The organism is Streptomyces sp. NBC_00440 (assembly GCF_036014215.1).
Classification (GTDB): Bacteria; Actinomycetota; Actinomycetes; order Streptomycetales; family Streptomycetaceae; genus Streptomyces.
Window position 1 is genome coordinate 6,541,018 of record NZ_CP107921.1, and the last position, 26,361, is coordinate 6,567,378.

Consider the following 26,361-nt stretch of genomic DNA (forward strand, 5'->3'; position numbering starts at 1 on the left):
CTAGGCCCGGTGCGCGTGCCCTGTCAACGCGAGAAGAAATCCGTATGAGCGGCCTCGGACCGTGCCATTCGGCGGTGCGAACGCCGGATGTGAACCGGCAGGACAGAACTGGCGGGGGTTTCCGGGTGCGACCTGACGCGGATTGCGCCGGTCGAATGAAACCGGAATGGGAAAAGGGCCGACCGAATCAACCGTAAGAGGCACGCCCGGGTTTCAGGTCCTACGGTCGTGCCACCGATGCGGGAACGAGGCAGAGATGCATGAATTATCGATCACGCAGAGCGTCGTCGACATGGTCTGCGAACGCGCCGAAGGCAGACCGGTCCGCACGGTCAGGGTGCGGGTCGGTGTGCTCACGGCGGTCGTGGCCGAGTCGATGCGGTTCTGCTTCGACCTGATCACGGCGGGCACGGTGGCCGAGGGCGCGCGACTGGAGATCGACCAGCCTCCGGGAGCGGCGCGCTGCCGTACCTGCGAACAGGACTTCGCCCTGCCCGATCCCGTACTGCTCTGTCCGTGCGGCAGCGCCGACGTGGAGATCACGTCGGGGCGTGAACTGCAGATCATCTCGATGAAAGTGGGCTGACCATGTGCGGTACCTGCGGTTGCGGTGACGAGGGCGGCGGTACGCGGATTTCCCTGCCCCACGAGGAGCACACACGGGCCACCGGCCGTCCGCACCACAGCCATGACCAGAGCCACAGTCACAGCCATGACCAGGGCCGCCACGACCACGAGGGCGCCCACGACACCGGCGAGACAGTCACTCTTGAGCAGCGGGTGCTCGCCAAGAACGAGCTCCAGGCGGAGCAGAACCGTGCCTGGCTCGCCGAGCGGCACATCGTGGCGGTCAATCTGATGAGTTCGCCCGGCGCGGGCAAGACCACCCTGCTGGAGCGCACCATCAGGGACTTCTCCGGACGGCGTCCGGTGGCCGTGGTCGAGGGCGACCAGGAGACCATGCTCGACGCCGAGCGCATCAAGCGCGCCGGATGCGCCGTGGTGCAGGTGAACACGGGCGCCGGCTGCCACCTCGACGCCGAGATGATGCAGGGTGCTCTCACGGCCCTCGCTCCGGAAAGGGGAGCGCTGGTCCTGGTGGAGAACGTGGGGAACCTGGTGTGCCCGGCTCTCTTCGACCTGGGTGAGAGCAGCCGGATCGTCATCATCTCGGTCACCGAGGGCACCGACAAGCCGCTCAAGTACCCCTATATGTTCGGCGCCGCCGATCTGGTCCTCATCAACAAGGCGGATCTGCTGCCTTACGTCGACTTCGACGTGGCCCGGTGCGAGGCGTACGCGCGCTCGGTCAACCCGGACGTACGGGTGCTGACGGTGTCCGCGACGACGGGCGAGGGGATGGACCAGTGGTACGCGTGGGTGGCGGCGCTGGACGACCGGATGCTCCTGAGCTGACGCTGAGCCCCTGAGCCCCTGAGCCCCTGAGCCTCTGAGCGGCGGGCCGGCGGCTCAGTGGACGGAGAGCCCGCCGTCCACGAAGATCGCCTGGCCCGTGACATACGCGGAGGCGCGGCTGCTCAGGAACACCGCTGCGCCCTCGAAGTCCTCTGCCAGGCCGTTGCGCCCGATCATCGTGCGCGCCGCCAGTGCGGCTGTCTTCTCCGGGTCGGACGACAGCCGCTCGTTGAGCGGCGTCATCACGAAACCGGGCACGAGCGTGTTGCAGGTGACGCCGTGCGGCGACCAGGCCTCGGCCTGCGAACGGGCCAGGGACTCCAGCGCCCCCTTGGACACCCCGTAGGCGCCGCTCTGCACGAAGGCCCGGTGCGCTTGCTGCGAGGTGACGTGGATGATCCGCCCGAAGCCACGCTCGGCCATGCCGGGACCGAACCGCTGCCCCAGCAGGTACGGCGCCTCCAGGTTCACGGCCATCGTGGTGTCCCACACCTCGTCGTCCAACTCGCCCATCGGCGGGCGCAGGTTGACTCCGGCGCAGTTGACCAGGATGTCGGGCTCGCCGAACGCTTCGGTTGCCTCTTCGGCCGCCGCGCGCACGCTCTCGCGGGTGCCCAGGTCGGCGCTCACCCATGCTGCCCGGCAGCCGTCGGCCGTCAGTCCGTCGACCGTGGCGGCCAGTTCCGCCTCCCTGCGCGCCACGATGACGACGCTCGCACCGGCCCGGCCGAGTGCTCCGGCGATGCTGCGGCCGATGCCGGAACTCCCACCGGTCACGATGGCGACCCGGCCGTCCAGGGAGAACAGTTCGGAGAGGTAGGCCCCGGAGGTCATGCGTGCCTCCCGGAGTGGACGACGGTGCCCTCCGGCGCGGACGCTGTGGCGGTGGTGATCAACGTGCAGTCCTTCCGTGTGTGGTGGCCGGCCGGGCGAACGCGGCCCGTCGGTCCCGTACGGAGCCTGCCATGGCCCGTACACCGGGTTTCTACCGAGGTGCCTGGTTGCCGCCGGTGAGGACCACCGCTGGACGCTCGCCGGCGCCGAACCCTGGGACCGCGGCCAGAGCCACCGCGCCCGCCGGTTCGAGGACCAGCCCCAGATGCTCATGTGCGAGCGCCTGTGCGCGGCCGATGGCCGTCTCGTCGACCAGCAGCATGTCGTCGACGACTTCGAGCATGGTGGTCAGGGCGCCCGGCACGGGAACCCGTACGGCCACCCCGTCGGCGGCCGTACGGACGGTGGGCGTGGTGACGGCTTCGCCGGCGCGCCAGCTCAGTGCCATCGCCGGGGCGCCTGCCGCACACACCCCGACCACGCGCGTGCGGGGCGAGCGGGCCTTCAACCAGGTGCCGACACCGTTGACGAGTGCTCCGTTGCCGACCGGGACAAGGACGGTGTCGGGGGCGAGGGCGGCGAGTTCGGGGGCGATGGTCCCGGCGCCGGCCGTGATGCGCGGGTGGTCGCCGTCCTCCACGAACACTGCGGCGCGGTCTTCTCCGGCATGCCGGAGCGCGCGCTCCTTCGCCTCGTCGAAGTCCTGTCCGCCGACTTCCAGTTGAGCGCCGAGGCTGCGTATGCGGGCCAGCTTGACGGCGTTGGCGTTCTCCGCGCAGTGGACGGTCACGGTGACGCCGTGACGGTTCGCCGCCCAGGCCAGGGCGAGTCCGAAGTTCCCGGCCGATGCGCACACCACGTGGCGGCCCGGGGCGAGCCCCCTCATGAAGTGGTCCGCGCCGCGGCCCTTGAACGAACGAACCGGGTTGAGCGTCTCCACCTTGACGATCAGCCGGCGGCCGACGGCGGCGCAGAGCGCGTCGTCCTCGAACTGAGGGGTGTTGACGAACGCGGAGTCGATGGCACGGCTTGCTTCCTCAATATCCTCTGCTGACACCATGCTGTCGATCGTATACGATAGGCGGGTGACGGTACGAGAAACCTTGCAACTCGGCGACCCGTTCCTGCGTACTCCGGCTCAGCCGCTCACCACTCCGCTGTCCGGTCGGGCGCGTGCGCTCGCCGCCGACCTGGACGACACCCTGGCGGACTGGGTGAAGCGCACCGGTTACGGCCGCGGGATCGCCGCTCCGCAGATCGGGGCAGGCGTCCGGATGGTGCACCTGCGGCTCGACGAGCCCTGGACGCTCGTCAACCCCCGCATCACGGAGCGTTCGGAGACGACCTGGGAGCCCTGGGACGCCTGCCTCAGCTTCTCCGTCGAGATCTTCTGCCGCGTCCGCCGCCATACCTGGGTCACCGTCGACTACCGGTCACCGGACGGCCGGGCGCACACCCTGCGTGCCGACGGAGAGCTCAGCGAACTGCTCCAGCACGAGATCGACCACCTCGACGGCTGCCTCGCCGTCGACCGCATGACCGACCTTTCCACCCTCTGCATGCGCACGGAATTCGAGGCGCGGCACCGCGACGAAAGCCCCTACCGCCGATGAGCACACCCGACCCCGTCGCTCCCATCACCCGGAACGAGCCGCTGCGGGAGGCCGTCTACGCCCGCATCGTCACGCTGCTCTCCACCGGGCGCCTCTCGCCCGGTATGTCCGTGACGGAGGCAGCCCTCAGCCGCTCTCTCGATGTCTCCCGCACACCGGTGCGCGAGGCTCTGCTGCGCCTGGAGGCCGAAGGTGTCGTGCACTCCTCCTTGGCGCGCGGCTTCGTCGTCAGGCCGCTGAGTGACCGTGAGGTGTCCGAGGTGTACCCCATCCTGGCCGCTCTCGAAGCACTCGCCGTACGATCGGCCCCCCGCCCGCTGGAAACCGCGGAGCACGACCGGCTGGCCGGGCTGCTGGACGAACTGGAGGCGAGCGGCGACGCGGTGGCGCGGCGCGCGCTCGACACGGCCTTCCACACCGGGCTGATCAGCCTCTGCGGCAATCAGCACCTCCAGGAGGCGATCGCGAAACTGCGTACCAGCCTTTCCCGTTACGAGATCGCCTACATGCAGCACACCCCCTCGCGCGGTCCGGCGGACCGGCAGCACCGGCTGGTGCTCTCGGCGCTGGCGGCGGGCGACCGCGAGCGCGCGGCAGCGGTCATCGAGGAGCACTGGCACGACGGCAGGCGCTGTATCGCCGAATGGCTCTCGTCGGAACTGGGGACGACGGCCCCGTCAGCCGGTTCTGCACCTGCCCGGCCCCACACGGACCGGGCGTCGTGAGCTGTCGTGCTCGGACCCGTGCCGACCCGCGCGGACCATCGGAAAGGCACTCCCCGGTGCTGCGGCACCAGCCGATGAGCGTCTTCTCAGCCGATCAGGGCCCCTGGACGGATCACAGGGTTTTCTCGGGCGGGTCCTGCCGGGGCGCGGGGTCCTCGGACATTCCGTCCCCCATGAGCAGCGACAGCACCAGCACGACGAAGGCGGAGCCGAGTCCCACGCCGGACCATCCCATGCGCTGGATCCGGGCGGAGCCGCAAGCCGGTGCGGTGTCGCGGTTGTCCGCCAGTGCGTCGTCGCCCGCCGGCCTCAGGACCGAGCCGCAGGTGACCTGCACGGTGTCGTTCTGCTCCGCGTACTCGGAGGGGTCGGGGACCGTCGGGGACACCGGCAGGAGCAGCAGACCCACCGCTGCCACCGCGATCAGCAGGGCGAGGGTCGCACCACCGCGTACGACCGTGGGCAGCCTGCCCAACGACCGTGCGGGCCGGACTCGTTCGGGTTCTCCCGGTATGTCGTCGCGCTCGCCGCTCACTGCTGTACCCCCGCTGCCCTTCGGCCGAAAACCATCAGGCCGCAGAGGCTAACCGGGCTGCCCGGGGAGTGGTGTGCCCGGGGCCGTCAGAGCAGTTTGGCCACGGTCAGCAGAAGGGCGGAGTCCTCCAGGGCCTCCACCCGGTGGCGGTTGTCGGGCACGATGATCAGGTCGCCCTGCCGGCCTTCCCAGGACAGATCGCCTGCCGAGAGCCGCACCCGGCCCTGCAGCACCTGCACCGTGGCCTCGCCGGGATTCTCGTGATCGGCGAGGAGCGATCCGCGCGTCATCCCGATGACCGTCTGGCGCAGGACCTTCTCATGACCGCCGTAGACGGTGTCCGCTGTGTGACCGCCACCGGCCGTGGCAGCCAGTTCGATCTGCTGGCGGGCCAGGGCTTCGAGAGAGAGTCTCTGCATGCTGTCATTCTCCCGCATCCGCCCGCCCGGGCAACGCGGACGGGACCGGTACGTCACCGGGCCGGGTACGTCACCGGGCCGAGGCCGCACCAGGCCCGGTACGGCGGCTGCCGTGCCCGTGCCCCTGCCCGAAGGCCTGGCGGACGATCAGGCTGATGACGGTCGAGTTGACCAGCGCCGCCGCCACGAGCACGACCCACGTCAGCGGTGCCTCGACGGCGGGCAGCAGCAGAAGCAGGCTGGTCGGCATGGTGAGCAGGATCGGGTACACGCCGGAGAACGACGCGTCCGGGTGTGAGACCAGTGTGGTGTCCACCCATACCCAGACCAGCAGGGCCGCGATGACCACGAGGTACCCGCGTGAGACCCAGTCACCCGCCACTGTCCGGCCGATCCGCTGCACCAGGCTCCTGCCGTTCATCGTCTCTCCACCACCGTCGTGTCGTTGTGACCGGGATGCCGCGCCTGCCTGTCACCGCAGGCCCCGCGTGTGCGTTCCCGTGGGCCGCACCCCCGCTTCCCTCTGCTTCCAGACTGCCGGAACCGGGCGGCCGTGACGTGAGTACCGCTACTCAACCGTGGCCGAGTACGCGGCGGTGCGCGAATCCCGGACGTGGGCCGGCCCGCTCCGAATGCCGTACACGCGAGCTGGGCAGGTACGGGTGTGCGGCGCCCGGAAGGCCCGTCGGTGCCGGCCCGGAGGGGGCGCGAGACGTCATGGAACAAGCTGGCTGGCAGTTCTCCGACGACCGTGGACAGCTGTCGACGGCCGGACGGCCACCGTCGAGAGTGACGGCGTACATCCGGGCCGGAGCCACTCTGTGGGACCACGGACTCGCCCCGCACGCGGTCTTCGGCTCCCTGCACGACGGCGCGGCGGTCGACCCGGCGAAGGCGGGGACGCTGTCGCCCGACGACATCCGCTATCTGGGGGCGGGCGGCGCCCTGGACCTGGAGACGCTGCTCAGCGGCGGCCCGGACCTCGTCGTCGCGGTCAGCTACGGCGGCGGTCAGGTGTACGGACTGGACCCGGACACCGCCAAACACCTGGAGGAGCAGATACCCGTCGTGGTCATCGACGTGGGGCAGACACACACGCTGGACGGGATCAGGGGCCGGTTCGACGCGCTCGCCCGCTCGCTGGGGGCCCGCGGCGACGGAGAACAGCAGCAGTCGCTGGACGCCGCACACCACCGGCTGCGCGCGGCGGCGGACCTGCCGACCCGGCCGGGGGTGCTCGCGCTCTCGCCCGCCGGGCCCGACCAGGTGCATCTGGCGCGCCCCGGCGCCTGGCCCGAGTTGCGCGCCCTGACGGAGCACGGCGTCAGCATGGTGCGGCCGCCCGACGGCGCGGGTGCGAACTGGGCCACCGTCAGCTGGGCGGAGGCGGCGGCGCTGCGCCCCGATGTGGTGCTCGCCGACGTCCGGTCGAACGCCACCCCGCTCGGTGAACTGCGCGGCAACGACGAGTGGCTGCGCCTCACCGGCCGGGCCCGGGTCCTGCCGTGGAATCCGGAAGCCCCGGACAGCGCCCGGTCCCACACCCGGTTCTTCGCCTCGGTGGCCGACGCGCTGGAGGCCGCTGCGGAGTGAGTGCACGGAGCGGGCGGACGGAGTGAACGGAGCGGGCGGACGGAGTGAGTGTGCCGAGTGAGTGCGCTCACACCCGGCGCTGATCAAGGCACTCATCCGTGTCGGTGTTGGGCCGAACGGGTGATGGGGGTCAGAATTGGCTGATGCAGATAGAAAGCCCAGCCGAGGTGGTCCGGTGAGCAGGTACGACGAGTACGACGTCACCGATGAGCAGTGGGAGGGGCTCGCCCAGGTGGTGCCGCTGCGGGGGCGCAACGAATGGCCCTCGCGAGTCGATCACGAGACGATCCCCAACGAGTACGCGGCCGAGCAGCGCCGTTTCGTGGTCCTGCGCGTCCAGGTCTTCGCGGATGCCCGTGAAGTCGCCGAGTACCTCGTCGGGCAGGTGCCGGTGCTGCTGGACCTGACCGGCGCGGAGACCGAAGTGGCCAAGCGCATCCTGGACTTCAGCAGCGGTGTGGTCTTCGGCCTCGGCAGCGGGATGCACCGGGTCGACAAGAACGTCTTCCTGCTGGCCCCGGCCGGCATGGAAGTGGAGGGGATCGCAGCGGCGGCAGTCCCCCGATCGTAGGAAGGTCATGCAGACGGAACGGTTCGCCACCGTGACGCGTGCGTACGGTCCGGACCATGGACACAACCTACGCACGCCCCACCGTCACCGAACTGCGGCTTTCGGCTTTCAAGTCGCACCGCGGCGCCGTCTTCCCGCTCGCCCCGCTGACCCTGTTCACCGGGGCGAGCGGGAGCGGTAAGACGAGCGCGCTCCAGGTGTACGAGGCGCTGGCGCGGCTCGGCGCGGGGGACGAACTGGGTGAGGTCTTCGATGATCCGGCCGGCTGTGTCCCGGAGCGGGCCGGCGCGGACGCGCAGGGGCGGCGGGGGTTCCGGATCGGCTGCACCGTCGACGGCCCGGCCGGCCCCGTACACCTCGATCTGGCGGTGCAGGCCGAGCCCGAACTGCGTGTGGTGGGCGAACGGCTCACCGCGGACGGTCAGTTGCTGCTCTCCACGGCGCTGCGTGATCCGGCGCGCAGGGCCGTGCAGGCCGCCTGGCACACGGCGGGCGCGGTCCCGGTGACCCGGGCGCCGCTGCCCGACGACCGGATGGGGACCGCGCTGCTTCCGCTGCGGGTGGCGGGCAAGACCGACGGGCAGCTGAAGGTGCTGGCCGCTGCCGAGCAGGTGGTGGTGGCGCTGCGCTCGGCCTTCGCCTGCGACCCCCAGCCGCACCGGATGCGCCGTCCGGTGGCCGTCGGTGCGGGGCTGCTGCGGCGGGGTTGCGACAACCTGGCTTCGGTGCTCTACCGAACCCAGTCCGAGTGCGCGAACCGGCACCGGCAGCTGGTCGCCGCGGCGCGTGCGGGGTGCGCGGGGCCGGTGGCGGGGCTCGCGGCCGAGGAGTTGACGGACGGGCGGGTACGCGCGGTGCTCGGCCGGGGCGGTGGAGCGGGCACACCGGTGGAGCGGCTGGGCGAGGGCGAGCTGCGCTACCTGGCGCTCGCTGTGGTGCTGCTGACCGGGCCAGGGGTGCTCGCGGTGGATCCCGCGGGCGAGGTGCCGCCCGCGATGCAGTCGCTGACGGTGCTGGCCGACGGGTTCGACCGTTCCCTCGATCCGCGGCAGGCCCGGGAGATCGCCGCTCTCGCCGCGGCGATCTGCGCCCAGGGCCACATCAGGGTGGTGGGCACGGTGTCGGACGCGCGGTGGGCCGGTGAGCTGGCGGGTGTCTCGGTGGTAGACCTGGGCGCGTGACGGAACTGGATGTAGCGCAATTGCAGCGCCGGCTGGCCGAGTTCGCCGCGGCGCGGGACTGGCAGCCGTACCACACGCCGAAGAACCTGGCCGCGGCGCTGAGCGTGGAGGCGTCCGAACTGGTCGAGATCTTTCAGTGGCTGACGCCCGACGAGTCGGCGCGGGTGATGGACGATCCCGGGTCGGCGCACCGGGTGGCGGACGAGGTCGCCGATGTTCTCGCGTATCTGCTGCAGTTCTGCGAGGTGCTGGGGATCGATGTTCTTACGGCACTTTCGGACAAAATTGACCGAAATGAGACACGGTTTCCGGCGAAGCGCACCGTGGGTCGTCACTCTCCGGAGTGAGTGAGTTATCAACAATGCCTCTTGCGTCCACAGATTTCCGAATTCCTCTGGCTTTATGGTCCATCAGCCTTCACTCTGGGTAATGAAAGGGGAGATGGTAAGTCATACGAACGGGGACAGGGATGGACGGAGTGCGGCTCATCGCAATCAGCCGGGACGCTCTGGCACGGAGCCTTCCGGAACGGGACACCATGGTGGAGGCCTGGCAGGCGCAGGCGCTCTCCGGTGCCGTGGGTGGGCATCTGGCCCTGCGCGGTCCGCAGGAGCTGCGGGCCGAAGCGCGGGCGCTCAGCGAATCGGGCGGCCGGGGCTGCGGGGCGCTCGAAGTGCCTACCGTGCGCGGCGGGCTGATACGGGCTGCGCAGCTGACCGAAGTGTCGGATGTGCGGGAGGTGTTGACGGCGCTCGGGGTGTTGCTCGGCGAGGTGGGTATCGCCCTGGTCGGTGTCGCCTGCGGGACCGACGAGGAGTCGGTCTACTGGCAGTGCATCGAGGCCATGGACGCGGCGGACGAGTCGGGTGACCGGGTGCGCGGAATGCTGCGGAAGCTGGAGGAGCGGGACGTGGAGAAGTCCCCGGGGCAGAGCCGGAGCCGGAGCGGTTCGGAGTGAGGGGGGGCGGTGGTCTCCCGTCGGAGGCGCGAGGGGATCGCCGGACACCAGCCGGACGGGCACTGCGGGAGGCGTCGGGAGACGGCCGAAGGTGCAGGATGGATGCATGGATCTTCGAATCTTCACCGAGCCCCAGCAAGGGGCCAGCTATGACACTCTGCTGACCGTCGCCAAGGCAACCGAGGACCTCGGCTTCGATGCCTTCTACCGCTCGGACCACTATCTGCGGATGGGATCGGGGGACGGTCTCCCCGGCCCCACCGACGCGTGGATCACCCTGGCGGGGCTCGCCCGCGAGACCCGGCGGATCCGCCTCGGGACGCTGATGACGGCGGGCACGTTCCGGCTGCCCGGTGTCCTCGCGATCCAGGTGGCGCAGGTCGACCAGATGTCCGGAGGCCGCGTCGAACTGGGCCTGGGCGCCGGCTGGTTCGAGGAGGAGCACCGGGCGTACGGGATTCCGTTCCCCAGGGAGAAGTTCGGCCGCCTGGAGGAGCAGCTGGCCATCATCACGGGGCTCTGGGAGACCAGGACCGGTGAGACCTTCAGCTATGACGGCACCTACTATCAGCTCAGCGATTCGCCCGCGCTGCCCAAGCCCGCCCAGGCGAAGGTGCCCGTGCTGATCGGCGGGCACGGGGCGACCCGTACACCCCGGCTGGCCGCGCGGTACGCCGATGAGTTCAATATCCCGTTCGCCTCGATCGAGGACAGCGAGCGGCAGTTCGGGCGGGTCAGGGCAGCGGCCGAGGCGGCCGGCCGGGCGGACGACCTGGTGTACTCCAACGCGCTGGTTGTCTGCGTCGGCAAGGACGACGCCGAAGTGGCGCGCCGCGCGGAGGCCATCGGGCGCGACACGGCGGACGTGAAGGCGAACGGGCTCGGCGGCTCGCCCGCCGAGGTCGTCGACAAGATCGGCCGCTACGGGGCCATCGGCTCGTCGCGCATCTACCTCCAGGTGCTCGACCTCGACGATCTGGACCACCTGGAGCTGATCTCCTCGCAGGTCCTCTCCCAGCTGACGTAGGAGCAAGGGTGCGCCCCGTTCGTACACTCGCCGCCGCGCTGGCCGAGTCCACCGTCGTCCTCGACGGCGGCCTCTCCAACCAGTTGGAGGCGCAGGGCTGTGATCTCTCCGACGCGCTCTGGTCGGCGCGGCTGCTCGCCGACGATCCCGGGCAGATCGTGGCGGCGCACACGGCGTATGTACGGGCGGGCGCCCAGGTACTCATCACCGCGAGCTATCAGGCCACGTTCGAGGGCTTCGCCCGGCGCGGAGCCGGCCGGGCCGAGGCCGCCGGGCTGCTGGCCCGCAGTGTGCGGCTGGCCCGGGAGGCCGCCGGGACGGTGGACCGCGAGGTCTGGGTCGCCGCCTCCGTCGGTCCCTACGGCGCGATGCTCGCCGACGGCAGCGAGTACCGCGGGCGGTACGGGCTCACCGTCCGGGAGCTTGAGCTCTTCCACCGGCCGCGGATCGAGGCGCTGGCCGCGGCGGACCCCGATGTGCTCGCGCTGGAGACAGTGCCGGACACCGACGAGGCCGAGGCGCTGCTGCGGGCGGCCGACGGTCGCGGGACGCCGGTCTGGCTCTCGTACAGCATCACGGGGGAGCGGACCCGGGCCGGGCAGCCGCTGGCCGAGGCCTTCGCGCTTGCGGCGGACCGGGACCAGGTCGTCGCCGTCGGCGTGAACTGCTGCGCGTCCGAGGACGTGGGCCGTGCCGCGGCACTCGCGTCGTCGGTCACCGGCAAGCCCGTGGTCGTCTATCCGAACAGCGGCGAGCAGTGGGACGCGGAGCGCCGCGGCTGGCGTGGCCGCTCCACCTTCGTGGCCGCACAGGTGCACGGCTGGGAGGAGGCCGGAGCCAGGCTGGTCGGCGGCTGCTGCCGGGTCGGCCCTGAGGAGATCGCGGGCCTCGCACGGCTCCGGAAGCCGCCCCGAAGACCATGAAAACCCTCTGGTCGGGCCCGGCCAACCGGGTGATACTCGGACCCGTGTTCCTGACGATCAGCACCACCGGCACCCCAGAGCGCCCCGCCACCGACCTCGGCTTCCTGCTGCACAAGCATCCCGACAAGGCGCAGGCGTTCTCCACCTCGCACGGCACGGCCCACGTCCTCTATCCGGAGGCCACCGCCGAACGCTGCACGGCTGCGCTGCTGCTGGAGGTGGACCCGGTGGCGCTGGTGCGGCGCGGCAGGGGCAAGGGGCGCGGCGGCGCACCCGACGCGGCGCTCGCCCAGTACGTCAACGACCGGCCGTACGCCGCGTCCTCGCTGCTGTCCGTCGCCATGACCACCGTCTTCAAGAGCGCTCTGCGCGGCGTGTGCACCGCACTCCCGGAGCGGGCCGAGACCCCGATGCCGCTGCGGATCGAGGTGCCCGCACTGCCCGCGAGCGGTGGCCCCGGCCTGGTGCACAGGCTCTTCGCCCCGCTCGGCTGGGAGCGGGTGAAGGCCGAGCCGGTCGCCCTGGACGAGAAGTTCCCGGAGTGGGGCGAATCGCGGTATGTGCGGCTCGTGCTGGAAGGCCGGCTGCGGCTCGCCGACGCGCTGCGGCAGCTCTATGTGCTGCTGCCCGTCCTCGATGACGCCAAGCACTACTGGGTGGCACCCGACGAGGTCGACAAACTGCTGCGCGCGGGCGATGGCTGGCTGGCCGAGCACCCCGAGCAGAAACTGATCACCAGCCGCTATCTGTCGCGGCGCTGGGGACTGACCCGGCAGGCGATGGAGGCACTGGAGCTGGTGCGGCTCGCGGAGGCCGACGACACCGAGGTCGAGTCGATCGACAACGCCGTCGACGAGACCACGGACACCGAGGAGAAGCCGGTACCGCTGGCGGTGCGGCGCCGCGCGGCGATCCTGGACGCGCTGCGCACGGCCGGCGCGAGCCGGGTGCTCGACCTGGGCTGCGGCCAGGGCCAGTTGGTGCAGGAGCTGCTGAAGGACGCCCGCTTCACCGAGGTCGTCGGCATGGATGTGTCGATGCGCGCGCTGAACATCGCGGCCCGCAGACTCCGTCTGGACCAGCTCGGCGAGCGCCGTGCGGCCCGGGTGAAGCTCATCCAGGGCTCTCTCGCGTACACGGACAAGCGGCTCAAGCGGTACGACGCCGCGGTGCTGAGCGAGGTCATCGAGCATGTCGACCCCGAGCGGCTGCCCGCGCTGGAGTACGCGGTCTTCGGCGCCGCGCGGCCGCAGACCGTCCTGGTGACCACGCCGAACGTCGAGTACAACGTCCGCTGGGAGTCCCTGCCGGCCGGGCAGGTGCGCCACGGGGACCACCGTTTCGAGTGGACCCGCGAGGAGTTCCGCGGCTGGGCCGGGAAGGTGGCCGAACGGCACGGATACGGCGTCGAGTTCAGGGCTGTGGGGCCCGATGACCCCGAGGTGGGGCCGCCGACCCAGCTCGCCGTGTTCACCATGATCCCGAAGTCCGCCACGGGCCCGGAATCCACCGTGACCCAGGAGTCCACCACGGCCCCGAAGGAGGCGAAAGCGGCATGAGCGGCACCGAAGACACCAGCAGCACCGAAACGCCCACCACCGGCACCGGCACCACCACCGGCACCGGCCCCCGCGCGTCCGCCGGACCGCGCGTCCTCCCGGTGACCGATCTCTCCCTCGTGGTCCTCGTCGGAGCCACCGGTTCGGGCAAGTCCACCTTCGCGCAACGGCACTTCAAGTCCACCGAGGTCATCTCGTCGGACTTCTGCCGCGCCCTGGTGGCCGACGACGAGAACGATCAGAGCGCCAGCGGCGACGCCTTCGACGTCCTCCACTACATCGCGGGGAAGCGGCTGGCCGCCGGGCGGCTGACCGTAGTGGACGCGACGAACGTGCAGGCCGAGAGCCGCAAGCAGCTGGTGCGGCTGGCGCGCGAGCACGACGTGCTGCCCATCGCGATCGTCCTCGACCTGCCCGAGGAGGTGTGCGCCGAGCGCAACGCCGTACGTCCCGACCGGGCCGGTATGCCCCGCCACGTCATCCAGCGGCACCGCCGCGAACTGCGGCGCTCACTGCGCGGCCTGGAGCGCGAGGGCTTCCGCAAGGTGCACATCCTGCGCAGCGTGGCCGAGGCCGAGACGGCCGAAGTCGTCCTGGAGAAGCGGTACAACGATCTCACCCACCTCACCGGCCCCTTCGACATCATCGGTGACGTCCACGGCTGCAGCTCCGAGCTGGACACCCTGCTCACCCGCCTCGGCTACACCGACGGTGCGCACCCCGAAGGCCGTACCGCCGTCTTCGTCGGCGACCTGGTGGACCGCGGCCCGGACAGCCCGGGTGTGCTGCGCCGCGTCATGTCGATGGTCGCCGCGGGCAGTGCGCTCTGTGTGCCCGGGAACCACGAGAACAAGCTCGGCCGTTACCTCAGGGGACGGAAGGTCCAGCACAGCCACGGACTCGCCGAGACCATCGAGCAGCTGGAGAAGGAGGACGCGCGGGACCCGGACTTCCGGGTGCGGGTGCGGGAGTTCATCGACGGGCTCGTCAGCCACTACGTCCTGGACGGCGGCCGGCTCGTCGTCTGCCATGCCGGGCTGCCCGAGAAGTACCACGGCCGCACTTCCGCACGGGTCCGCTCCCACGCGCTGTACGGGGACACGACCGGCGAGACCGACGAGTTCGGGCTGCCGGTGCGCTACCCCTGGGCCGAGGACTACCGCGGCCGCGCCGCCGTCGTCTACGGACACACACCCGTACCGAGCACCAGCTGGATCAACAACACCCTCTGCCTGGACACCGGCGCGGTCTTCGGCGGGCGAATGACGGCGCTGCGCTGGCCCGAGCGCGTGCTGGTCGACGTCCCCGCCGAACAGGTCTGGTACGAACCGGCCCGCCCGCTCACCACCGAGGCGCCGGGCGGCCACGACGGCCGCCCGCTCGACCTCGCCGACGTCAGCGGCCGGCGCGTCGTGGAGACCCGGCACACCGGCCGGGTCGCGGTCCGCGACGAGAACGCGGCGGCGGCGCTGGAGGTCATGAGCCGGTTCGCGGTCGACCCGCAGCTGCTCGCGTACCTTCCGCCGACCATGTCTCCCACGGGCACCTCGCATCTGGACGGCTATCTGGAACACCCCGCCGAGGCCTTCGCGCAGTACAGGTCGGACGGTGTCGCGAAGGTCGTGTGCGAGGAGAAGCACATGGGCTCCCGCGCGGTCGCCCTCGTCTGCCGGGACGCCGAAGCCGCGCGTGAGCGCTTCGGGGTGTCCGGGCCGACCGGTTCGCTGCACACCAGGACCGGCCGCCCCTTCTTCGACGACCCCGCCGTCACCGAGGAGATCCTCGGACGGCTGCGCACGGCCGTCACCGACGCCGGTCTCTGGGACGAACTGGCCACCGGCTGGCTGCTGCTCGACGCGGAGCTGATGCCCTGGTCGCTCAAGGCGACGGGGCTGCTGCGCAAGCAGTACGCGGCGGTGGGCGCCGCGTCGCGCGCCGTGTTCCCCGGCGTCGTCGGGGCGCTGGAAGCGGCCGCCGCCCGGGGCGTGGAGGTCGGCGGGCTGCTCGCCGGGCAGCGCGCGAGGGCCGATGACGCGGTCGCCTTCACCGAGGCGTACCGGAGGTACTGCTGGACGACGGACGGCCTGGACGGCGTACGGCTCGCCCCGTTCCAGTTGCTCGCGGCCGAGGGCCGCTCCCTCGCCGCCGTACCGCACGACGAGCAGCTGGCCTGGCTCGACCGGCTGGTCGAGCACGACCAGAGCGGCCTCCTGCGGACCACCCGCCGGCTGGTCGTCGACACGGGCGACAAGGAGTCCGTCCGCTCCGGCACCGACTGGTGGCTGGAGATGACCGGACGCGGCGGTGAGGGCATGGTCGTCAAGCCGCTCCAGGCGCTGGTGCGCGACGGCAAGGGGCGGCTCGTCCAGCCGGGCATCAAGGTGCGCGGACGCGAGTACCTGCGGATCATCTACGGCCCCGAGTACACCCGCCCGGACAACCTGGCCAGGCTCCGGCAGCGCTCCCTCGGCCACAAGCGCTCCCTCGCCCTGCGCGAGTACGCCCTCGGCCTGGAGGCGCTGGACCGGCTCGCCGACGGCGAACCGCTCTGGCGGATCCACGAGGCGGTATTCGCCGTGCTGGCCCTGGAGTCGGAGCCGGTCGACCCGAGACTCTGAGCGGCGCTCCCCTCCGAAGGCGCGACCGGACACGCCCCGCCCGTCCCTTCAGGGGTGAGCGGGGCGGACCGGGGACAGGATGGGGGGATGGGATTCCATGTCGACTCCGAGACGGGGCCGCTGCGCCGCGTCATCCTTCACCGGCCGGGTCTGGAACTGAAGCGGCTCACCCCCAGCAACAAGGACGCACTGCTCTTCGACGACGTGCTGTGGGTGCGCCGCGCCCGCCAGGAGCACGACGGCTTCGCCAACGTCCTGCGCGAGCGGGGTGTGGAGGTGCATCTCTTCGACGACCTGCTGCGGGAGTCGCTGGAGGTGCCCGAGGCCCGCACGCTCATCCTGGACCGGGTCTTCGACGAGAAGGAGTACGGCCCGCTCGCCACCCACCATCTGCGGACGGTCTTCGACGACCTGTCCGTCGGTGACCTGGCGGAGGTGCTGGTCGGCGGAATGACCAAGCGGGAGTTCCTGGAGCGGTACCGGGAGCCGGTCTCGGTCCGCTTCCATGTGATGGATCTGGACGACTTCCTGCTCGATCCGCTGCCGAACCACCTGTTCACCCGCGACACATCGGCCTGGATCTACGACGGTGTCTCCATCAACGCGATGCGCTGGCCGGCCCGGCAGCGCGAAACCGTCCACTTCGAGGCGATCTACCGCCACCACCCGCTCTTCACCGGCTCGGGCGCCTTCCACCACTGGTCACAGGGGCAGGTCGACTACCCGTCCACGATCGAGGGCGGCGACGTCCTGGTCATCGGCAACGGCGCCGTCCTGATCGGGATGAGCGAGCGGACCACCCCGCAGGCGGTGGAGATGCTGGCCCGCGGGCTCTTCGCGGCCGGGTCCGCGCGCACCATCGTGGCACTCGACATGCCCAAGCGGCGGGCGTTCATGCACTTGGACACCGTGATGACGATGGTCGACGGAGACACCTTCACCCAGTACGCGGGGCTCGGGATGCTCCGCTCGTACACCATCGAACCGGGCTACGGCGACCGGGAGTTGAAGGTCACCGACCACCCGCCGGAGCGGATGCACCACGCCATCGCGGGTGCGCTGGGGCTGAGCGGTATCCGGGTGCTGACCGCGACCCAGGACGTTCACTCGGCGGAGCGCGAGCAGTGGGACGACGGCTGCAACGTCCTCGCCGTCGAGCCGGGTGTGGTCGTGGCGTACGAGCGGAACTTCACCACCAACACGCATCTGCGCAAGGAGGGCATCGAAGTCATCGAGATTCCCGGCAGCGAACTGGGGCGGGGCAGGGGAGGGCCGCGGTGCATGAGCTGTCCGGTCCAGCGGGATGCGGTCTGAGCGGGATGCGGTCTGAGGGGATGCCGTATGCGGGATGCCGTATAGTGATGCGCTCAACCGCATAGAATTCCACTGAATCCCTGTGCCGTCCCTCTCTCCATCCCTCCATCCACTCGCGCCCCAAGGAGCAGCCACCATGGCGATAGACCTCGCAGGCCGCCACTTCCTCAAGGAGCTCGACTTCACCGCGGAGGAGTTCCGCGCTCTGGTCGAGCTGGCCGCCGAGCTCAAAGCGGCCAAGAAGTCGGGCACCGAAGTGCAGCGGCTGCGCGGCCGGAACATCGCCCTGATCTTCGAGAAGACCTCGACCAGGACGCGCTGTGCCTTCGAGGTGGCCGCGGCCGACCAGGGGGCGTCGACGACGTACCTCGACCCCTCCGGCTCACAGATCGGGCACAAGGAGTCCTTCAAGGACACCGCCCGGGTGCTGGGCCGGATGTTCGACGCCATCGAGTACCGCGGTGACAGCCAGCCGCAGGTCGAGGAGCTCGCCGAGCACGCCGGGGTCCCCGTCTACAACGGGCTCACCGACGACTGGCACCCCACCCAGATGCTGGCGGACGTGCTCACCATGACCGAGCACACCGACAAGCCGCTGGAGCAGATCGTCTTCGCCTATCTCGGCGACGCCCGCTTCAACATGGGCAACTCCTACTTGATTACCGGCGCGCTGCTCGGACTCGACGTCCGGATCGCCGCGCCCCGCGCCTACTGGCCCGCCGACGACGTCGTCGCGCAGGCGCGGAAGCTGGCCGCGGCGAGCGGCGGGACCGTCACCCTCACCGAGGACATCACCGAGGCCGTGCGGGGCTGCGACTTCGTCGTCACCGACGTCTGGGTGTCGATGGGGGAGCCCAAGGAGGTCTGGGCCGAGCGCATCACCGCGCTCGCGCCGTACGCCGTGACGATGGACGTGCTGCGTGCCACCGGTAACCCGGGGGTGAAGTTCCTGCACTGTCTGCCGGCCTTCCACGACCTGGGCACCCGGGTCGGGCGCGAGATCCACGCGCAGTTCGGGCTGTGCGAGCTGGAGGTCACCGACGAGGTCTTCGAGTCGGAGCACTCGGTCGTCTTCGACGAGGCGGAGAACCGGATGCACACGATCAAGGCCGTCCTGGTGGCCACCCTGTCGGGCAAGGGATAGTCATACGCCCAATTGGGTGAATATGCGATAGGGCGGCTACTATGTCGTCCATTGGTGGGGTTCGAGCTCGCACGCTCGAACCCCATTTCGCTGTGTGTGCTGCTGTGCGCGCCGCTCCGCGCACGTCCGGAAAGAGACCCGCCCCCATGCGTTCCCCCCACCTCGCAGGACCCCGGCCGCCCCGTCGGCCGGGGCTGCGCGTCAAGTCGCCCGAGCTTCTGATCGCCGAATCCGGCGCGGATCTGGAGGGGCACGGCCTCCGCCGCACGATGGGGCTCTTCCAGCTGGTGTGCTTCGGCGTCGGGGCCATCGTCGGGACCGGGATCTTCGTCGGCCTCTCCGACACGGTGGCCAAGTCGGGTCCCGCCGTCATCGTCTCGTTCGTACTCGCCGCGATCACCTGCGTCTTCACGGCGTTCTCCTTCGCCGAGCTGGGCGGCGCGATCCCGGTGTCGGGCAGCTCGTACTCCTTCGCGTACGCCACGCTCGGCGAGCGCACCGCCTTCCTGGTCGGCTGGTGTCTGTTCCTTGAGTACGGCATCTCGGTGAGCGCGGTCGCCGTCGGCTGGAGCCAGTACCTCAACGAGCTGCTGAACAGCGTCACCGGATGGCAGCTGCCCGCCGTGCTCTCCAGCGGTCCGGCCGACGGCGGAGTGATCAATCTGCCCGCCGTCGTGGTGATCGGACTCGCCGCCGTCCTGCTGGTGCGCGGTGTCCGGGAGAGTGCCCGCGCCACGGCCGCGATGGCCGTACTGAAGATCGGCATCCTGCTGGCCTTCTGCGCCATCGCCTTCACCGCGTTCCGTCACGGCCATCTGGTGCCGTTCGCACCCGACGGCATCGGAGGCATCACCTCGGGCGCCTCGATCGCGTTCTTCTCGTACATCGGCTTCGACGCCATCACCACGGCCGGCGAGGAGGTCAGGAACCCGCGGCGCAACATCCCGCTCGCGATCATGATCTGTATCGGCATCGTCACCGTGCTCTACTGTGCGGTCGCCGTGGCGGCCATCGGCGCGTTCGGAGCGCCCGCCGTCGCCGACCGGCCCGCCGCGCTCTCGCTGATCGTCAACCAGGTCACCGGCTCATCGGTCGGCGGCGGTGTCATCGCGTTCGGCGCGGTCGTCGCCATCGCATCGGTGGTGCTCGCCGTGATGTACGGGCAGACCCGCATCCTGATGTCGATGTCCCGCGACGGGCTGGTCCCCGCGGTCTTCGAGAAGGTCTCCCCGAAGACCTCGACGCCGGTCTCCAACACCTGGATCGTGGCGACCGTGGTCGCCGTTCCCGCCGCGTTCTCCTCGCTCGACGTCGTGGTGAACCTGACGACCATCGGGGCGCTGGCCACGATGGTGGCCGTGAACGTCGCGGTGATCGCGCTGCGCCGCAGCCACCCGGCGCTCCCGCGCACCTTCCGGGTGCCGCTGTTCCCCGTCAGTCCCGTCCTGGGGGTCGGGTTCTGCGCGTATCTGATGTACGGGACCGGCTGGCGGACCTGGCTCCAGTTCGCGGGCTTCCTGCTGGCCGGTGCGGCCGTCTACGCCGCCTACGGGCGCCGCCGCTCCCGGCTCGGAGCGCAGCAGCTCAGTCGCCAGGACCCGCCGGCAGGGTGAACCAGACGGCCTTGCCGTGCTCGGTGGGGCGGTGGCCGTAGGACGAGCTGAGGGTCCGGATGAGCAGCAGGCCGCGGCCGTGCTCCTGCATGGGGTCGGGCGGGCCTGTCGGCGGCGTCCGGGTCAGCTCGCCGGGTGCCACCGGGTCCCGGTCGTGCACCTCGACCTGGCAGCCGGTGTGCAGGACCTCCACGACCAGCTCTATGGGGTCGCTGCCGACCGTGTGCTCCACGGCGTTGGCGACCAGCTCGGACGTGAGGAGCTCGGCCGTGTCGGAGTCCGCGGCGTCCTCGCCCTCCAGGTCGGCGAGCACGGTACGGATCAGCGCACGAGCTATCGGCACCGCGGCCGCGGTGTGCGGCAGTGCGATGCGCCACGAGGCGGGGCGCGAGGTGTCCGGCACGGCTGGTGTTCCGTTCGGTGTGGAGGGGGTTGTCCTGATTTCAACGATACGGAGCCGGAGGCGTTGCGAGTAGAGGCAGCGGCCGGGAGGAAATGGGACCTGTGCCACATTCTGACCGGACTTCCGGCGGGAAGCCTCACCATCTTGTTATCGCGTACTCGTGACGGTAGTCACGTACGAGTGATAATTTAAAGGCGAACGCCGCTCTTTCACCGGGTCTCCGACCGGCCTTCGGACGAGTCCCCCGACCGAAGGAGGCCGCACACCATGAGCCCCTTTTCCGGCTCAGCAGACTCTGTGGAGCACTGGGACCATCTCCGTGTGACCAGGCAGGACGGGGTCGCGACCGTCACCTTCGCGCGGCCCGGGAAGCTGAACGCCCTGACCTTCGGCGCCTACGCCGATCTGCGCGACCTGCTCGCGGAACTGTCCCGCGAGCGGTCGGTACGGGCGCTCGTTCTCGCCGGCGAGGGCCGCGGATTCTGCTCGGGCGGCGACGTCGAGGAGATCATCGGCGCCACCCTGGCCCTGGACACCGCCCAGCTGCTCGACTTCAACCGGATGACCGGACAGGTCGTCCGGGCGCTGCGCGAGTGCCCCTTCCCCGTGATCGCCGCCGTGCACGGGGTCGCCGCGGGCGCGGGCGCCGTCCTCGCGCTGGCCGCGGACTTCCGGGTCGCCGACCCGACCGCCCGCTTCGCGTTCCTCTTCACCCGGGTGGGGCTGTCCGGCGGCGACATGGGCGCCGCCTATCTGCTGCCGCGCGTCGTCGGCCTCGGGCACGCGACCCGGCTGCTGATGCTGGGGGAGCCCGTCCTGGCGCCCGAGGCCGAGCGGATCGGCCTGATCAGCGAACTGGCCGACGAGGGCCGGGCGGGCGAGCGGGCCGCCGCGCTGGCCCGCCGCCTCGCCGAGGGCCCGGCGCTCGCGTACGCGCAGACCAAGGCGCTGCTCACGGCCGAACTCGACATGCCGCTCGCCGCCGCCGTCGAACTGGACGCCACCACACAGGCGCTGCTCATGAACGGCGAGGACTACGCCGAGTTCCACGCCGCCTTCACCGAGAAGCGGCCCCCCAAGTGGCAGGGCAGGTAGCCGTGGCGGCCGGTAAGGGGGAGCGCTCCGCCGCCCTTCGGGTCGCGGTCGTCGGCGGCGGACCCGGCGGTCTCTACGCGGCCACCCTCCTCAAACGTCTCGACCCCGCCAGGTCCGTCACCGTCTGGGAGCGCAACGCCCCCGACGACACCTTCGGCTTCGGCGTCGTCCTCTCCGACGAGACCCTGGGCGGCATCGAGCAGGCGGACCCGGCCGTCCACCGCGCGCTCCAGGACGAGTTCGTACGGTGGGACGACATCGACATCGTCCACCGCGGCACCACCCTGACCTCGGGCGGTCACGGCTTCGCGGCGCTCGGCAGGCGCCGCCTCCTGGAGATCCTGCACGAGCGCTGCCACGAGCTGGGGGTACGGATCCGCTTCCGCACCGAAGCGCCGCCCCCCGCCGAACTGGCCGCCACCCACGACCTGGTGGTCGCCGCCGACGGGGTGCACAGCGCCACCCGCCGGGCCTACGCCGAGGTCTTCGCGCCCCGCGTCACCACCCACCGCTGCCGCTACATCTGGCTCTCCGCGCCCTTCGCCTTCGACGCCTTCCGCTTCGAGATCGCCGAGACCGAGCACGGTGTGATGCAGCTGCACGGCTACCCGTACGGGCCCAAGGACTCCACCGTCATCGTCGAAATGCGCGAGGAGGTCTGGCAGGCCGCGGGACTCGACCGGTGCGACGAGCGGGAGTCCACCGCGCGGTGCGCCCGGATCTTCGCCGACGCGCTCGGCGGCCGGCCGCTCACCGGCAACAACTCCACGTGGACCGCGTTCCGTACCGTGGTCAACGACCGCTGGTCGCACGGGAACACGGTGCTGATCGGCGACGCCGCCCACACCGCGCACTTCTCCATCGGCTCCGGCACCAAGCTCGCCGTCGAGGACGCGCTCGCGCTGGCGGCGAACATCGAGGAGCAGCCCGACCTGCCGTCGGCCCTTGCCGCGTACGAGAGCGAGCGCCGCCCGGTCGTCGCCTCCACCCAGCGGGCGGCACGAGCCAGCCTGGAGTGGTTCGAGCAGCTGGACATGTATCTGGGCCAGCCACCGAGGGAGTTCGCCTTCAACCTGCTGACCCGCAGCCGCCGGGTCACGCACGACAATCTGCGGCTCCGCGACCGCGCCTTCACGGACACGGTGGAACGCGACTTCGGCTGCCGGGACGGCACACCGCCGATGTTCACCCCGCTGCGGCTGCGCGGTCTCGAACTGCGCAACCGCGTCGTCGTCTCGCCCATGGACATGTACTCGGCACACGACGGTGTCCCCGGCGACTTCCACCTCGTCCACCTGGGCGCCCGCGCCCTCGGCGGTGCCGGTCTGGTGATGACCGAGATGGTGTGCGTGAGCCCCGAGGGCCGCATCACACCCGGCTGCACCGGCCTCTACACCGGCGAACAGGCGTCGGCCTGGCGCCGCGTCACCTCCTTCGTGCACGAGCAGTCGCCCGGCACCGCGATAGGCGTCCAGCTCGGGCACTCCGGCCGCAAGGGGTCCACCCGTCTCATGTGGGACGGCATGGACGAGCCGCTCCCGGACGGCAACTGGCCGCTGTCGGCCGCGTCCCCGCTCCCGTACCTGCCGGACGTCAGCCAGCTCCCGGCGGAACTCGACGCGGCCGGACTCAGCGCGGTGCGCGAACAGTTCGCCGAGGCGGCCCGCCGCGCCGCACGGTCGGACTTCGACCTGCTCGAACTGCACTGCGCCCACGGCTATCTGCTCTCCGGCTTCCTCTCCCCGCTCACCAATCTGCGCACCGACGGCTACGGCGGCCCGCTCCGGGGCCGGCTGCGCTTCCCCCTGGAGGTCTTCGACGCGGTGCGGGCCGTCTGGCCCGATGACCGGCCGATGACGGTCCGTATCTCGGCCGCCGACTGGGCACCCGGCGGTACGACACCGGACGAAGCGGTCGCGACAGCCCGCGCCTTCGCGGCCCACGGGGCCGACGCGATCGACGTCTCGACGGGGCAGGTCGTCCCCGGCGAGAAACCCGCCTACGGCCGCTCCTACCAGACCCCGTTCGCCGACCGCATCCGCAACGAACTGGGCGTCCCGGTGATCGCGGTGGGGGCGATCTCCTCCTGGGACGACGTCAACTCGCTGCTGTTGGCGGGCCGTACGGACCTCTGCGCGCTGGCCCGCCCGCATCTGTACGACCCGCACTGGACCCTGCACGCGGCGGCGGAGCAGGGCTACGAGGGCCCGGCCGCCCCCTGGCCCCTCCCGTACCGGGCGGGCAGCCGCGCGCCGAGGACCGGCAGAACGGACGCCCCGAAGCCGAGGCTCACGCTCAAGTGACGGTAGGGACGGCCGTCCTGGTGACAACGGCCCGGTCGGCCACGGGCCGGTATCCGATGCGCCGGTACACGCCGTTGCTGGTCGGGTTGGCGAGGTCGGTGAAGAGCAGTACATCGGCCGCGCCCGCGTCCAGCGCCGCCCGGCTGATGTGCGCGGTGACCGCCGCCGCGTAGCCGCGACCGCGCAGGCCGGGCGGGGTGTACACGGGGGCGACGCGCACCGTGCCCGCGGTGGGGCGGGTCATCCCGGCCATGGACACCGGGACGCCCCGGTGCTCCCAGAGAGCCAGTCCGCCGTACGAGATCCGGTCGTCGACGGAGCTCTCCGCCCGGGCCACCGGCTGTCCGGTGTCGCGACCGAACGCGCGGTGCCACTCCACCAGCAGCTCATGGTCGGCGGTTGTGGCGGTACGGGCCTGTCCGGCCGGGCAGGGCGACGGCGGGGTCAACTCGGCCAGTCGGTGGAGGCGTTGCTCCTGTGCGATGGCCCGATCCGGCCACGAGGCGGTGAGCGCATCGGCCACCGCCCGTTCGGCGTTGACGGCGTTCACCCCCCACTCCTCGAAGGCGTTCGCGAGCGACAGCACGGCTTCGTCGGGCACCATTCCGACCTGCAGAGGGTGCGGCGGCGTCCACACGATGACACCGTCCACCACGCCGGCCGGGGACCGCCACCAGCCGAAGAGCGGGGCGCCGTCCCCGTAGAAGCGCAACCCATGGCGCTTCAGTGCAGCGGTGATGGTCAGCACGAGCGTGTTCCCGGCCGGGTGCAGGGCGGCGGCGGGCTCCGCCGTGGTGAGAAAGCTGTCGAGATCGTGGGTGAAGGTCCATGTCATGCAGCACATGGTGCGCGGCGGCGGCGCGGGAGGCACGCGGGTTTCCGGGCGACGGGCTGCGCCGTCAACCCGCTCACCCCAGCCGGAACCGCTGGAGTTTGCCCGTCCCGGTCCGCGGCAGTGACCCTGCGAACACCACCTCCCGGGGGCACTTGTGCGGAGCCAGCTCGGACTTCACGAACTCCCGCAGCGGTTCCGCCTCCCGCGCCGCCCCCTCGCGCAGCACCACATGCGCCACCACCACCTGCCCCCGCTCCGGGTCCGGGCGGCCCACCACCGCCGCCTCCAGGACGTCGGGATGGCGCAGCAGTGCGTCCTCGACCTCGGGGCCCGCGATGTTGTACCCGGCGGAAATGATCATGTCATCGGCGCGTGCCACATAGGTGAAGTAGCCGTCCCCGTCACGCAGATACGTATCGCCTGTGAGGTTCCAGCCGTCCCGTACGTACTCCGACTGGCGCTCGTCGGCCAGATAGCGGCAGCCCACCGGACCGCGCACCGCGAGCAGGCCCGGCTCGCCGTCGGGCACCGGGCGGCCGGAGCGGTCCACCACCCGGGCCTGCCAGCCGGGCACCGGAACCCCCGTCGTCCCGGGGCGCACCGCTTCGTCCGCGGCGGAGATGAAGATGTGCAGCAGCTCCGTCGCCCCGATGCCGTTGATGATGCGCAGTCCGGTCCGCTCGTGCCAGGCGTGCCAGGTGGCCGCGGGCAGATTCTCCCCGGCCGAGACACAGCGGCGCAGTGCCGAGACGTCGTACGAGTCCAGCTCGTCCAGCATCGCGCGGTACGCGGTCGGCGCCGTGAACAGCACCGACACCCGGTGCGTGGCGAGCGCGGGCAGCAGCTGGCGCGGCCCGGACCGTTCGAGCAGGAGGGCCGAGGCGCCCGCGCGCAGCGGGAAGACCACCAGACCGCCCAGGCCGAAGGTGAAACCGAGCGGCGGGCTGCCCGCGAAGACATCGTCGGGGCGGGGCTTCAGCACGTACCGAGCGAAGGTGTCCGCGACGGCCAGCACATCGCGGTGGAAGTGCATACAGCCTTTCGGCCGCCCGGTGGTGCCGGAGGTGAAGGCGATCAGCGCCACGTCGTCGGCGGAGGTCGCGACGGCCTCGTACACATCGGGTCTGGCCGCGGCGAGCCGCAGCAGGTCCTGTGGCCCCTCACCGCCGTACGTGGTGATCCGCAGCGCGGGGACCTCCGCCTTCACCAGATCGTCGACGGCGCGGATGTCGCACAGCGCGTGGCTGACCCGGGCGAGGGAGCACACCTCGGCCAGTTCGTGCGGGCGCTGGGTGGCCAGCACGGTCACCGCCACCGCGCCCGCCTTCACCACCGCGAGCCAGCAGGCGGCGAGATGGGGTGTGGTGGGACCGCGCAGCAGCACCCGGTTCCCCGGCACGACGCCGAGATCCGATGTGAGGACATGGGCGATACGGCCGACCTCGGCCCGGAGTTCGCCGTACGTCCAGAGCTCACCGGCGCCGGTGCGGAAGGCGGGGCGGTCGGCGCCGAAGCGCTCGACGGTCCGGTCCAGCAGCTCCGCCCCGCAGTTGAGCCGGTCCGGATACGCCGGCCCGGGAAGGTCATCGAGGAGCAGCCGGGGCCACTGGTCGGCGGGCGGCAGCTGGTCGCGGGGAAAAGTGTCGACGTGCGCTGAGGTTTTCAGCTCCATCACAGGATCG

General features: G+C 71.1%; 26 protein-coding genes. 18 read left to right on the forward strand and 8 right to left on the reverse strand.

The annotated features are described in order from the left end of the window. Positions 1–256: 256 nt before the first annotated feature. Positions 257–586: a hydrogenase maturation nickel metallochaperone HypA/HybF gene (locus tag OHB13_RS29155; RefSeq protein ID WP_266852011.1), complete on the forward strand. Its 330-nt coding sequence runs from the start codon at positions 257–259 to the stop codon at positions 584–586. 2 nt (positions 587–588) lie between these two features. Continuing rightward, positions 589–1,416: a hydrogenase nickel incorporation protein HypB gene (gene hypB, locus OHB13_RS29160; protein WP_328379028.1), complete on the forward strand. Its 828-nt coding sequence runs from the start codon at positions 589–591 to the stop codon at positions 1,414–1,416. A gap of 54 nt (positions 1,417–1,470) precedes the next feature. Here the strand turns inward: hypB and OHB13_RS29165 are convergent, their stop codons facing one another. Together OHB13_RS29165 and OHB13_RS29170 are read right to left on the reverse strand one after the other, a co-directional pair. Next, positions 1,471–2,250 carry an SDR family NAD(P)-dependent oxidoreductase gene (locus tag OHB13_RS29165; protein ID WP_266852009.1) on the reverse strand — a complete coding sequence of 260 codons (780 nt, stop codon included), beginning with the start codon at positions 2,248–2,250 and terminating at the stop codon, positions 1,471–1,473. A gap of 151 nt (positions 2,251–2,401) precedes the next feature. After that, positions 2,402–3,310 (reverse strand): threonine ammonia-lyase, encoded by a 909-nt coding sequence (locus OHB13_RS29170; RefSeq protein WP_266852007.1) that lies wholly within the window; start codon positions 3,308–3,310, stop codon positions 2,402–2,404. Positions 3,311–3,335: 25 nt separating this feature from the next. Between OHB13_RS29170 and OHB13_RS29175 the strand changes: the two genes are divergently transcribed. Together OHB13_RS29175 and OHB13_RS29180 are read left to right on the forward strand one after the other, a co-directional pair. After that, on the forward strand, positions 3,336–3,863 hold the full coding sequence (locus OHB13_RS29175; protein ID WP_266852005.1) for a peptide deformylase: 528 nt from the start codon (positions 3,336–3,338) through the stop codon (positions 3,861–3,863). Beyond that, positions 3,860–4,588, forward strand: coding sequence for a GntR family transcriptional regulator (locus tag OHB13_RS29180; RefSeq protein WP_328379029.1), 729 nt, complete (start codon positions 3,860–3,862; stop codon positions 4,586–4,588). Before OHB13_RS29175 ends, OHB13_RS29180 begins: the two co-directional genes overlap by 4 nt. Before the next feature lie 112 nt (positions 4,589–4,700). Here the strand turns inward: OHB13_RS29180 and OHB13_RS29185 are convergent, their stop codons facing one another. From OHB13_RS29185 to OHB13_RS29195, 3 genes are all read right to left on the reverse strand, one after another. Next, the gene (locus OHB13_RS29185) at positions 4,701–5,123 is read right to left on the reverse strand and encodes a hypothetical protein (RefSeq protein WP_266852002.1); all 423 of its coding nucleotides are present in this window, start codon (positions 5,121–5,123) and stop codon (positions 4,701–4,703) included. An 86-nt stretch (positions 5,124–5,209) separates the two neighbouring features. Continuing rightward, positions 5,210–5,542 (reverse strand): cupin domain-containing protein, encoded by a 333-nt coding sequence (locus OHB13_RS29190; RefSeq protein ID WP_266852001.1) that lies wholly within the window; start codon positions 5,540–5,542, stop codon positions 5,210–5,212. 70 nt (positions 5,543–5,612) lie between these two features. Continuing rightward, positions 5,613–5,963, reverse strand: a complete 351-nt coding sequence (locus OHB13_RS29195) for an SCO4225 family membrane protein (RefSeq protein ID WP_328379030.1) — start codon at positions 5,961–5,963, stop codon at positions 5,613–5,615. A gap of 296 nt (positions 5,964–6,259) precedes the next feature. Between OHB13_RS29195 and OHB13_RS29200 the strand changes: the two genes are divergently transcribed. From OHB13_RS29200 to OHB13_RS29255, 12 genes are all read left to right on the forward strand, one after another. Continuing rightward, positions 6,260–7,135, forward strand: a complete 876-nt coding sequence (locus OHB13_RS29200) for an ABC transporter substrate-binding protein (RefSeq protein ID WP_328379031.1) — start codon at positions 6,260–6,262, stop codon at positions 7,133–7,135. A 175-nt stretch (positions 7,136–7,310) separates the two neighbouring features. Further along, positions 7,311–7,706 (forward strand): cell division protein SepF, encoded by a 396-nt coding sequence (locus OHB13_RS29205; protein ID WP_164266402.1) that lies wholly within the window; start codon positions 7,311–7,313, stop codon positions 7,704–7,706. A 56-nt stretch (positions 7,707–7,762) separates the two neighbouring features. Continuing rightward, positions 7,763–8,887 carry an AAA family ATPase gene (locus OHB13_RS29210; protein WP_266851996.1) on the forward strand — a complete coding sequence of 375 codons (1,125 nt, stop codon included), beginning with the start codon at positions 7,763–7,765 and terminating at the stop codon, positions 8,885–8,887. Further along, positions 8,884–9,234, forward strand: coding sequence for a nucleotide pyrophosphohydrolase (locus OHB13_RS29215; RefSeq protein WP_328379032.1), 351 nt, complete (start codon positions 8,884–8,886; stop codon positions 9,232–9,234). The genes OHB13_RS29210 and OHB13_RS29215 overlap by 4 nt, the downstream gene beginning before the upstream one ends. A gap of 122 nt (positions 9,235–9,356) precedes the next feature. Continuing rightward, on the forward strand, positions 9,357–9,845 hold the full coding sequence (locus OHB13_RS29220) for a DUF6099 family protein (RefSeq protein ID WP_328379033.1): 489 nt from the start codon (positions 9,357–9,359) through the stop codon (positions 9,843–9,845). Between the two features lie 106 nt (positions 9,846–9,951). Next, positions 9,952–10,872, forward strand: a complete 921-nt coding sequence (locus tag OHB13_RS29225) for an LLM class F420-dependent oxidoreductase (RefSeq protein ID WP_328379034.1) — start codon at positions 9,952–9,954, stop codon at positions 10,870–10,872. A gap of 8 nt (positions 10,873–10,880) precedes the next feature. Next, positions 10,881–11,795 (forward strand): homocysteine S-methyltransferase, encoded by a 915-nt coding sequence (gene mmuM / locus OHB13_RS29230; protein ID WP_328379035.1) that lies wholly within the window; start codon positions 10,881–10,883, stop codon positions 11,793–11,795. Positions 11,796–11,839: 44 nt separating this feature from the next. Next, positions 11,840–13,354, forward strand: coding sequence for a 3' terminal RNA ribose 2'-O-methyltransferase Hen1 (locus OHB13_RS29235; RefSeq protein ID WP_328379036.1), 1,515 nt, complete (start codon positions 11,840–11,842; stop codon positions 13,352–13,354). Continuing rightward, the gene (locus OHB13_RS29240; RefSeq protein ID WP_328379037.1) at positions 13,351–15,972 is read left to right on the forward strand and encodes a polynucleotide kinase-phosphatase; all 2,622 of its coding nucleotides are present in this window, start codon (positions 13,351–13,353) and stop codon (positions 15,970–15,972) included. Before OHB13_RS29235 ends, OHB13_RS29240 begins: the two co-directional genes overlap by 4 nt. 87 nt (positions 15,973–16,059) lie before the next feature. Beyond that, positions 16,060–17,286, forward strand: a complete 1,227-nt coding sequence (locus OHB13_RS29245) for an arginine deiminase (protein WP_328379038.1) — start codon at positions 16,060–16,062, stop codon at positions 17,284–17,286. Positions 17,287–17,422: 136 nt separating this feature from the next. After that, positions 17,423–18,430, forward strand: a complete 1,008-nt coding sequence (argF, locus tag OHB13_RS29250) for an ornithine carbamoyltransferase (protein ID WP_328379039.1) — start codon at positions 17,423–17,425, stop codon at positions 18,428–18,430. 146 nt (positions 18,431–18,576) lie between these two features. Then, positions 18,577–20,043, forward strand: a complete 1,467-nt coding sequence (locus OHB13_RS29255; protein ID WP_328379040.1) for an amino acid permease — start codon at positions 18,577–18,579, stop codon at positions 20,041–20,043. Here the strand turns inward: OHB13_RS29255 and OHB13_RS29260 are convergent. After that, complete coding sequence (locus OHB13_RS29260) at positions 20,015–20,446, reverse strand: ATP-binding protein (protein WP_328379041.1); 432 nt, start codon at positions 20,444–20,446, stop codon at positions 20,015–20,017. The two genes, OHB13_RS29255 and OHB13_RS29260, sit on opposite strands and share 29 nt — an antisense overlap. 267 nt (positions 20,447–20,713) lie before the next feature. Between OHB13_RS29260 and OHB13_RS29265 the strand changes: the two genes are divergently transcribed. Continuing rightward, the gene (locus tag OHB13_RS29265) at positions 20,714–21,541 is read left to right on the forward strand and encodes an enoyl-CoA hydratase family protein (RefSeq protein ID WP_266851977.1); all 828 of its coding nucleotides are present in this window, start codon (positions 20,714–20,716) and stop codon (positions 21,539–21,541) included. Then, positions 21,526–23,844, forward strand: a complete 2,319-nt coding sequence (locus OHB13_RS29270) for a bifunctional salicylyl-CoA 5-hydroxylase/oxidoreductase (protein WP_328379042.1) — start codon at positions 21,526–21,528, stop codon at positions 23,842–23,844. The genes OHB13_RS29265 and OHB13_RS29270 overlap by 16 nt, the downstream gene beginning before the upstream one ends. On the opposite strand, the gene OHB13_RS29275 is transcribed toward OHB13_RS29270, so the two are convergent. Together OHB13_RS29275 and OHB13_RS29280 are read right to left on the reverse strand one after the other, a co-directional pair. Then, a complete protein-coding gene (locus tag OHB13_RS29275; RefSeq protein ID WP_328379043.1) occupies positions 23,837–24,679 on the reverse strand; it encodes a GNAT family N-acetyltransferase in 843 nt (280 codons plus the stop codon). The two genes, OHB13_RS29270 and OHB13_RS29275, sit on opposite strands and share 8 nt — an antisense overlap. Positions 24,680–24,752: 73 nt before the next feature. Further along, a complete protein-coding gene (locus OHB13_RS29280; protein WP_328379044.1) occupies positions 24,753–26,351 on the reverse strand; it encodes an AMP-binding protein in 1,599 nt (532 codons plus the stop codon). Between the last annotated feature and the right edge of the window lie 10 nt (positions 26,352–26,361).

Excerpts from the sequence above, each read along its gene's own strand:
- OHB13_RS29155 (WP_266852011.1), top strand. The coding sequence starts at position 257 with ATGCATGAATTATCGATCACGCAGAGCGTCGTCGACATGGTCTGCGAA.
- OHB13_RS29280 (WP_328379044.1), bottom strand. The coding sequence starts at position 26,351 with ATGGAGCTGAAAACCTCAGCGCACGTCGACACTTTTCCCCGCGACCAG.
- OHB13_RS29165 (WP_266852009.1), bottom strand. The coding sequence starts at position 2,250 with ATGACCTCCGGGGCCTACCTCTCCGAACTGTTCTCCCTGGACGGCCGG.
- OHB13_RS29200 (WP_328379031.1), top strand. The coding sequence starts at position 6,260 with ATGGAACAAGCTGGCTGGCAGTTCTCCGACGACCGTGGACAGCTGTCG.
- OHB13_RS29170 (WP_266852007.1), bottom strand. The coding sequence starts at position 3,310 with ATGGTGTCAGCAGAGGATATTGAGGAAGCAAGCCGTGCCATCGACTCC.
- OHB13_RS29220 (WP_328379033.1), top strand. The coding sequence starts at position 9,357 with ATGGACGGAGTGCGGCTCATCGCAATCAGCCGGGACGCTCTGGCACGG.
- argF (WP_328379039.1), top strand. The coding sequence starts at position 17,423 with ATGGCGATAGACCTCGCAGGCCGCCACTTCCTCAAGGAGCTCGACTTC.
- OHB13_RS29265 (WP_266851977.1), top strand. The coding sequence starts at position 20,714 with ATGAGCCCCTTTTCCGGCTCAGCAGACTCTGTGGAGCACTGGGACCAT.
- OHB13_RS29225 (WP_328379034.1), top strand. The coding sequence starts at position 9,952 with ATGGATCTTCGAATCTTCACCGAGCCCCAGCAAGGGGCCAGCTATGAC.
- OHB13_RS29240 (WP_328379037.1), top strand. The coding sequence starts at position 13,351 with ATGAGCGGCACCGAAGACACCAGCAGCACCGAAACGCCCACCACCGGC.
- OHB13_RS29180 (WP_328379029.1), top strand. The coding sequence starts at position 3,860 with ATGAGCACACCCGACCCCGTCGCTCCCATCACCCGGAACGAGCCGCTG.
- OHB13_RS29190 (WP_266852001.1), bottom strand. The coding sequence starts at position 5,542 with ATGCAGAGACTCTCTCTCGAAGCCCTGGCCCGCCAGCAGATCGAACTG.
- OHB13_RS29245 (WP_328379038.1), top strand. The coding sequence starts at position 16,060 with ATGGGATTCCATGTCGACTCCGAGACGGGGCCGCTGCGCCGCGTCATC.
- OHB13_RS29255 (WP_328379040.1), top strand. The coding sequence starts at position 18,577 with ATGCGTTCCCCCCACCTCGCAGGACCCCGGCCGCCCCGTCGGCCGGGG.
- OHB13_RS29210 (WP_266851996.1), top strand. The coding sequence starts at position 7,763 with ATGGACACAACCTACGCACGCCCCACCGTCACCGAACTGCGGCTTTCG.
- OHB13_RS29275 (WP_328379043.1), bottom strand. The coding sequence starts at position 24,679 with ATGACATGGACCTTCACCCACGATCTCGACAGCTTTCTCACCACGGCG.
- hypB (WP_328379028.1), top strand. The coding sequence starts at position 589 with ATGTGCGGTACCTGCGGTTGCGGTGACGAGGGCGGCGGTACGCGGATT.
- OHB13_RS29195 (WP_328379030.1), bottom strand. The coding sequence starts at position 5,963 with ATGAACGGCAGGAGCCTGGTGCAGCGGATCGGCCGGACAGTGGCGGGT.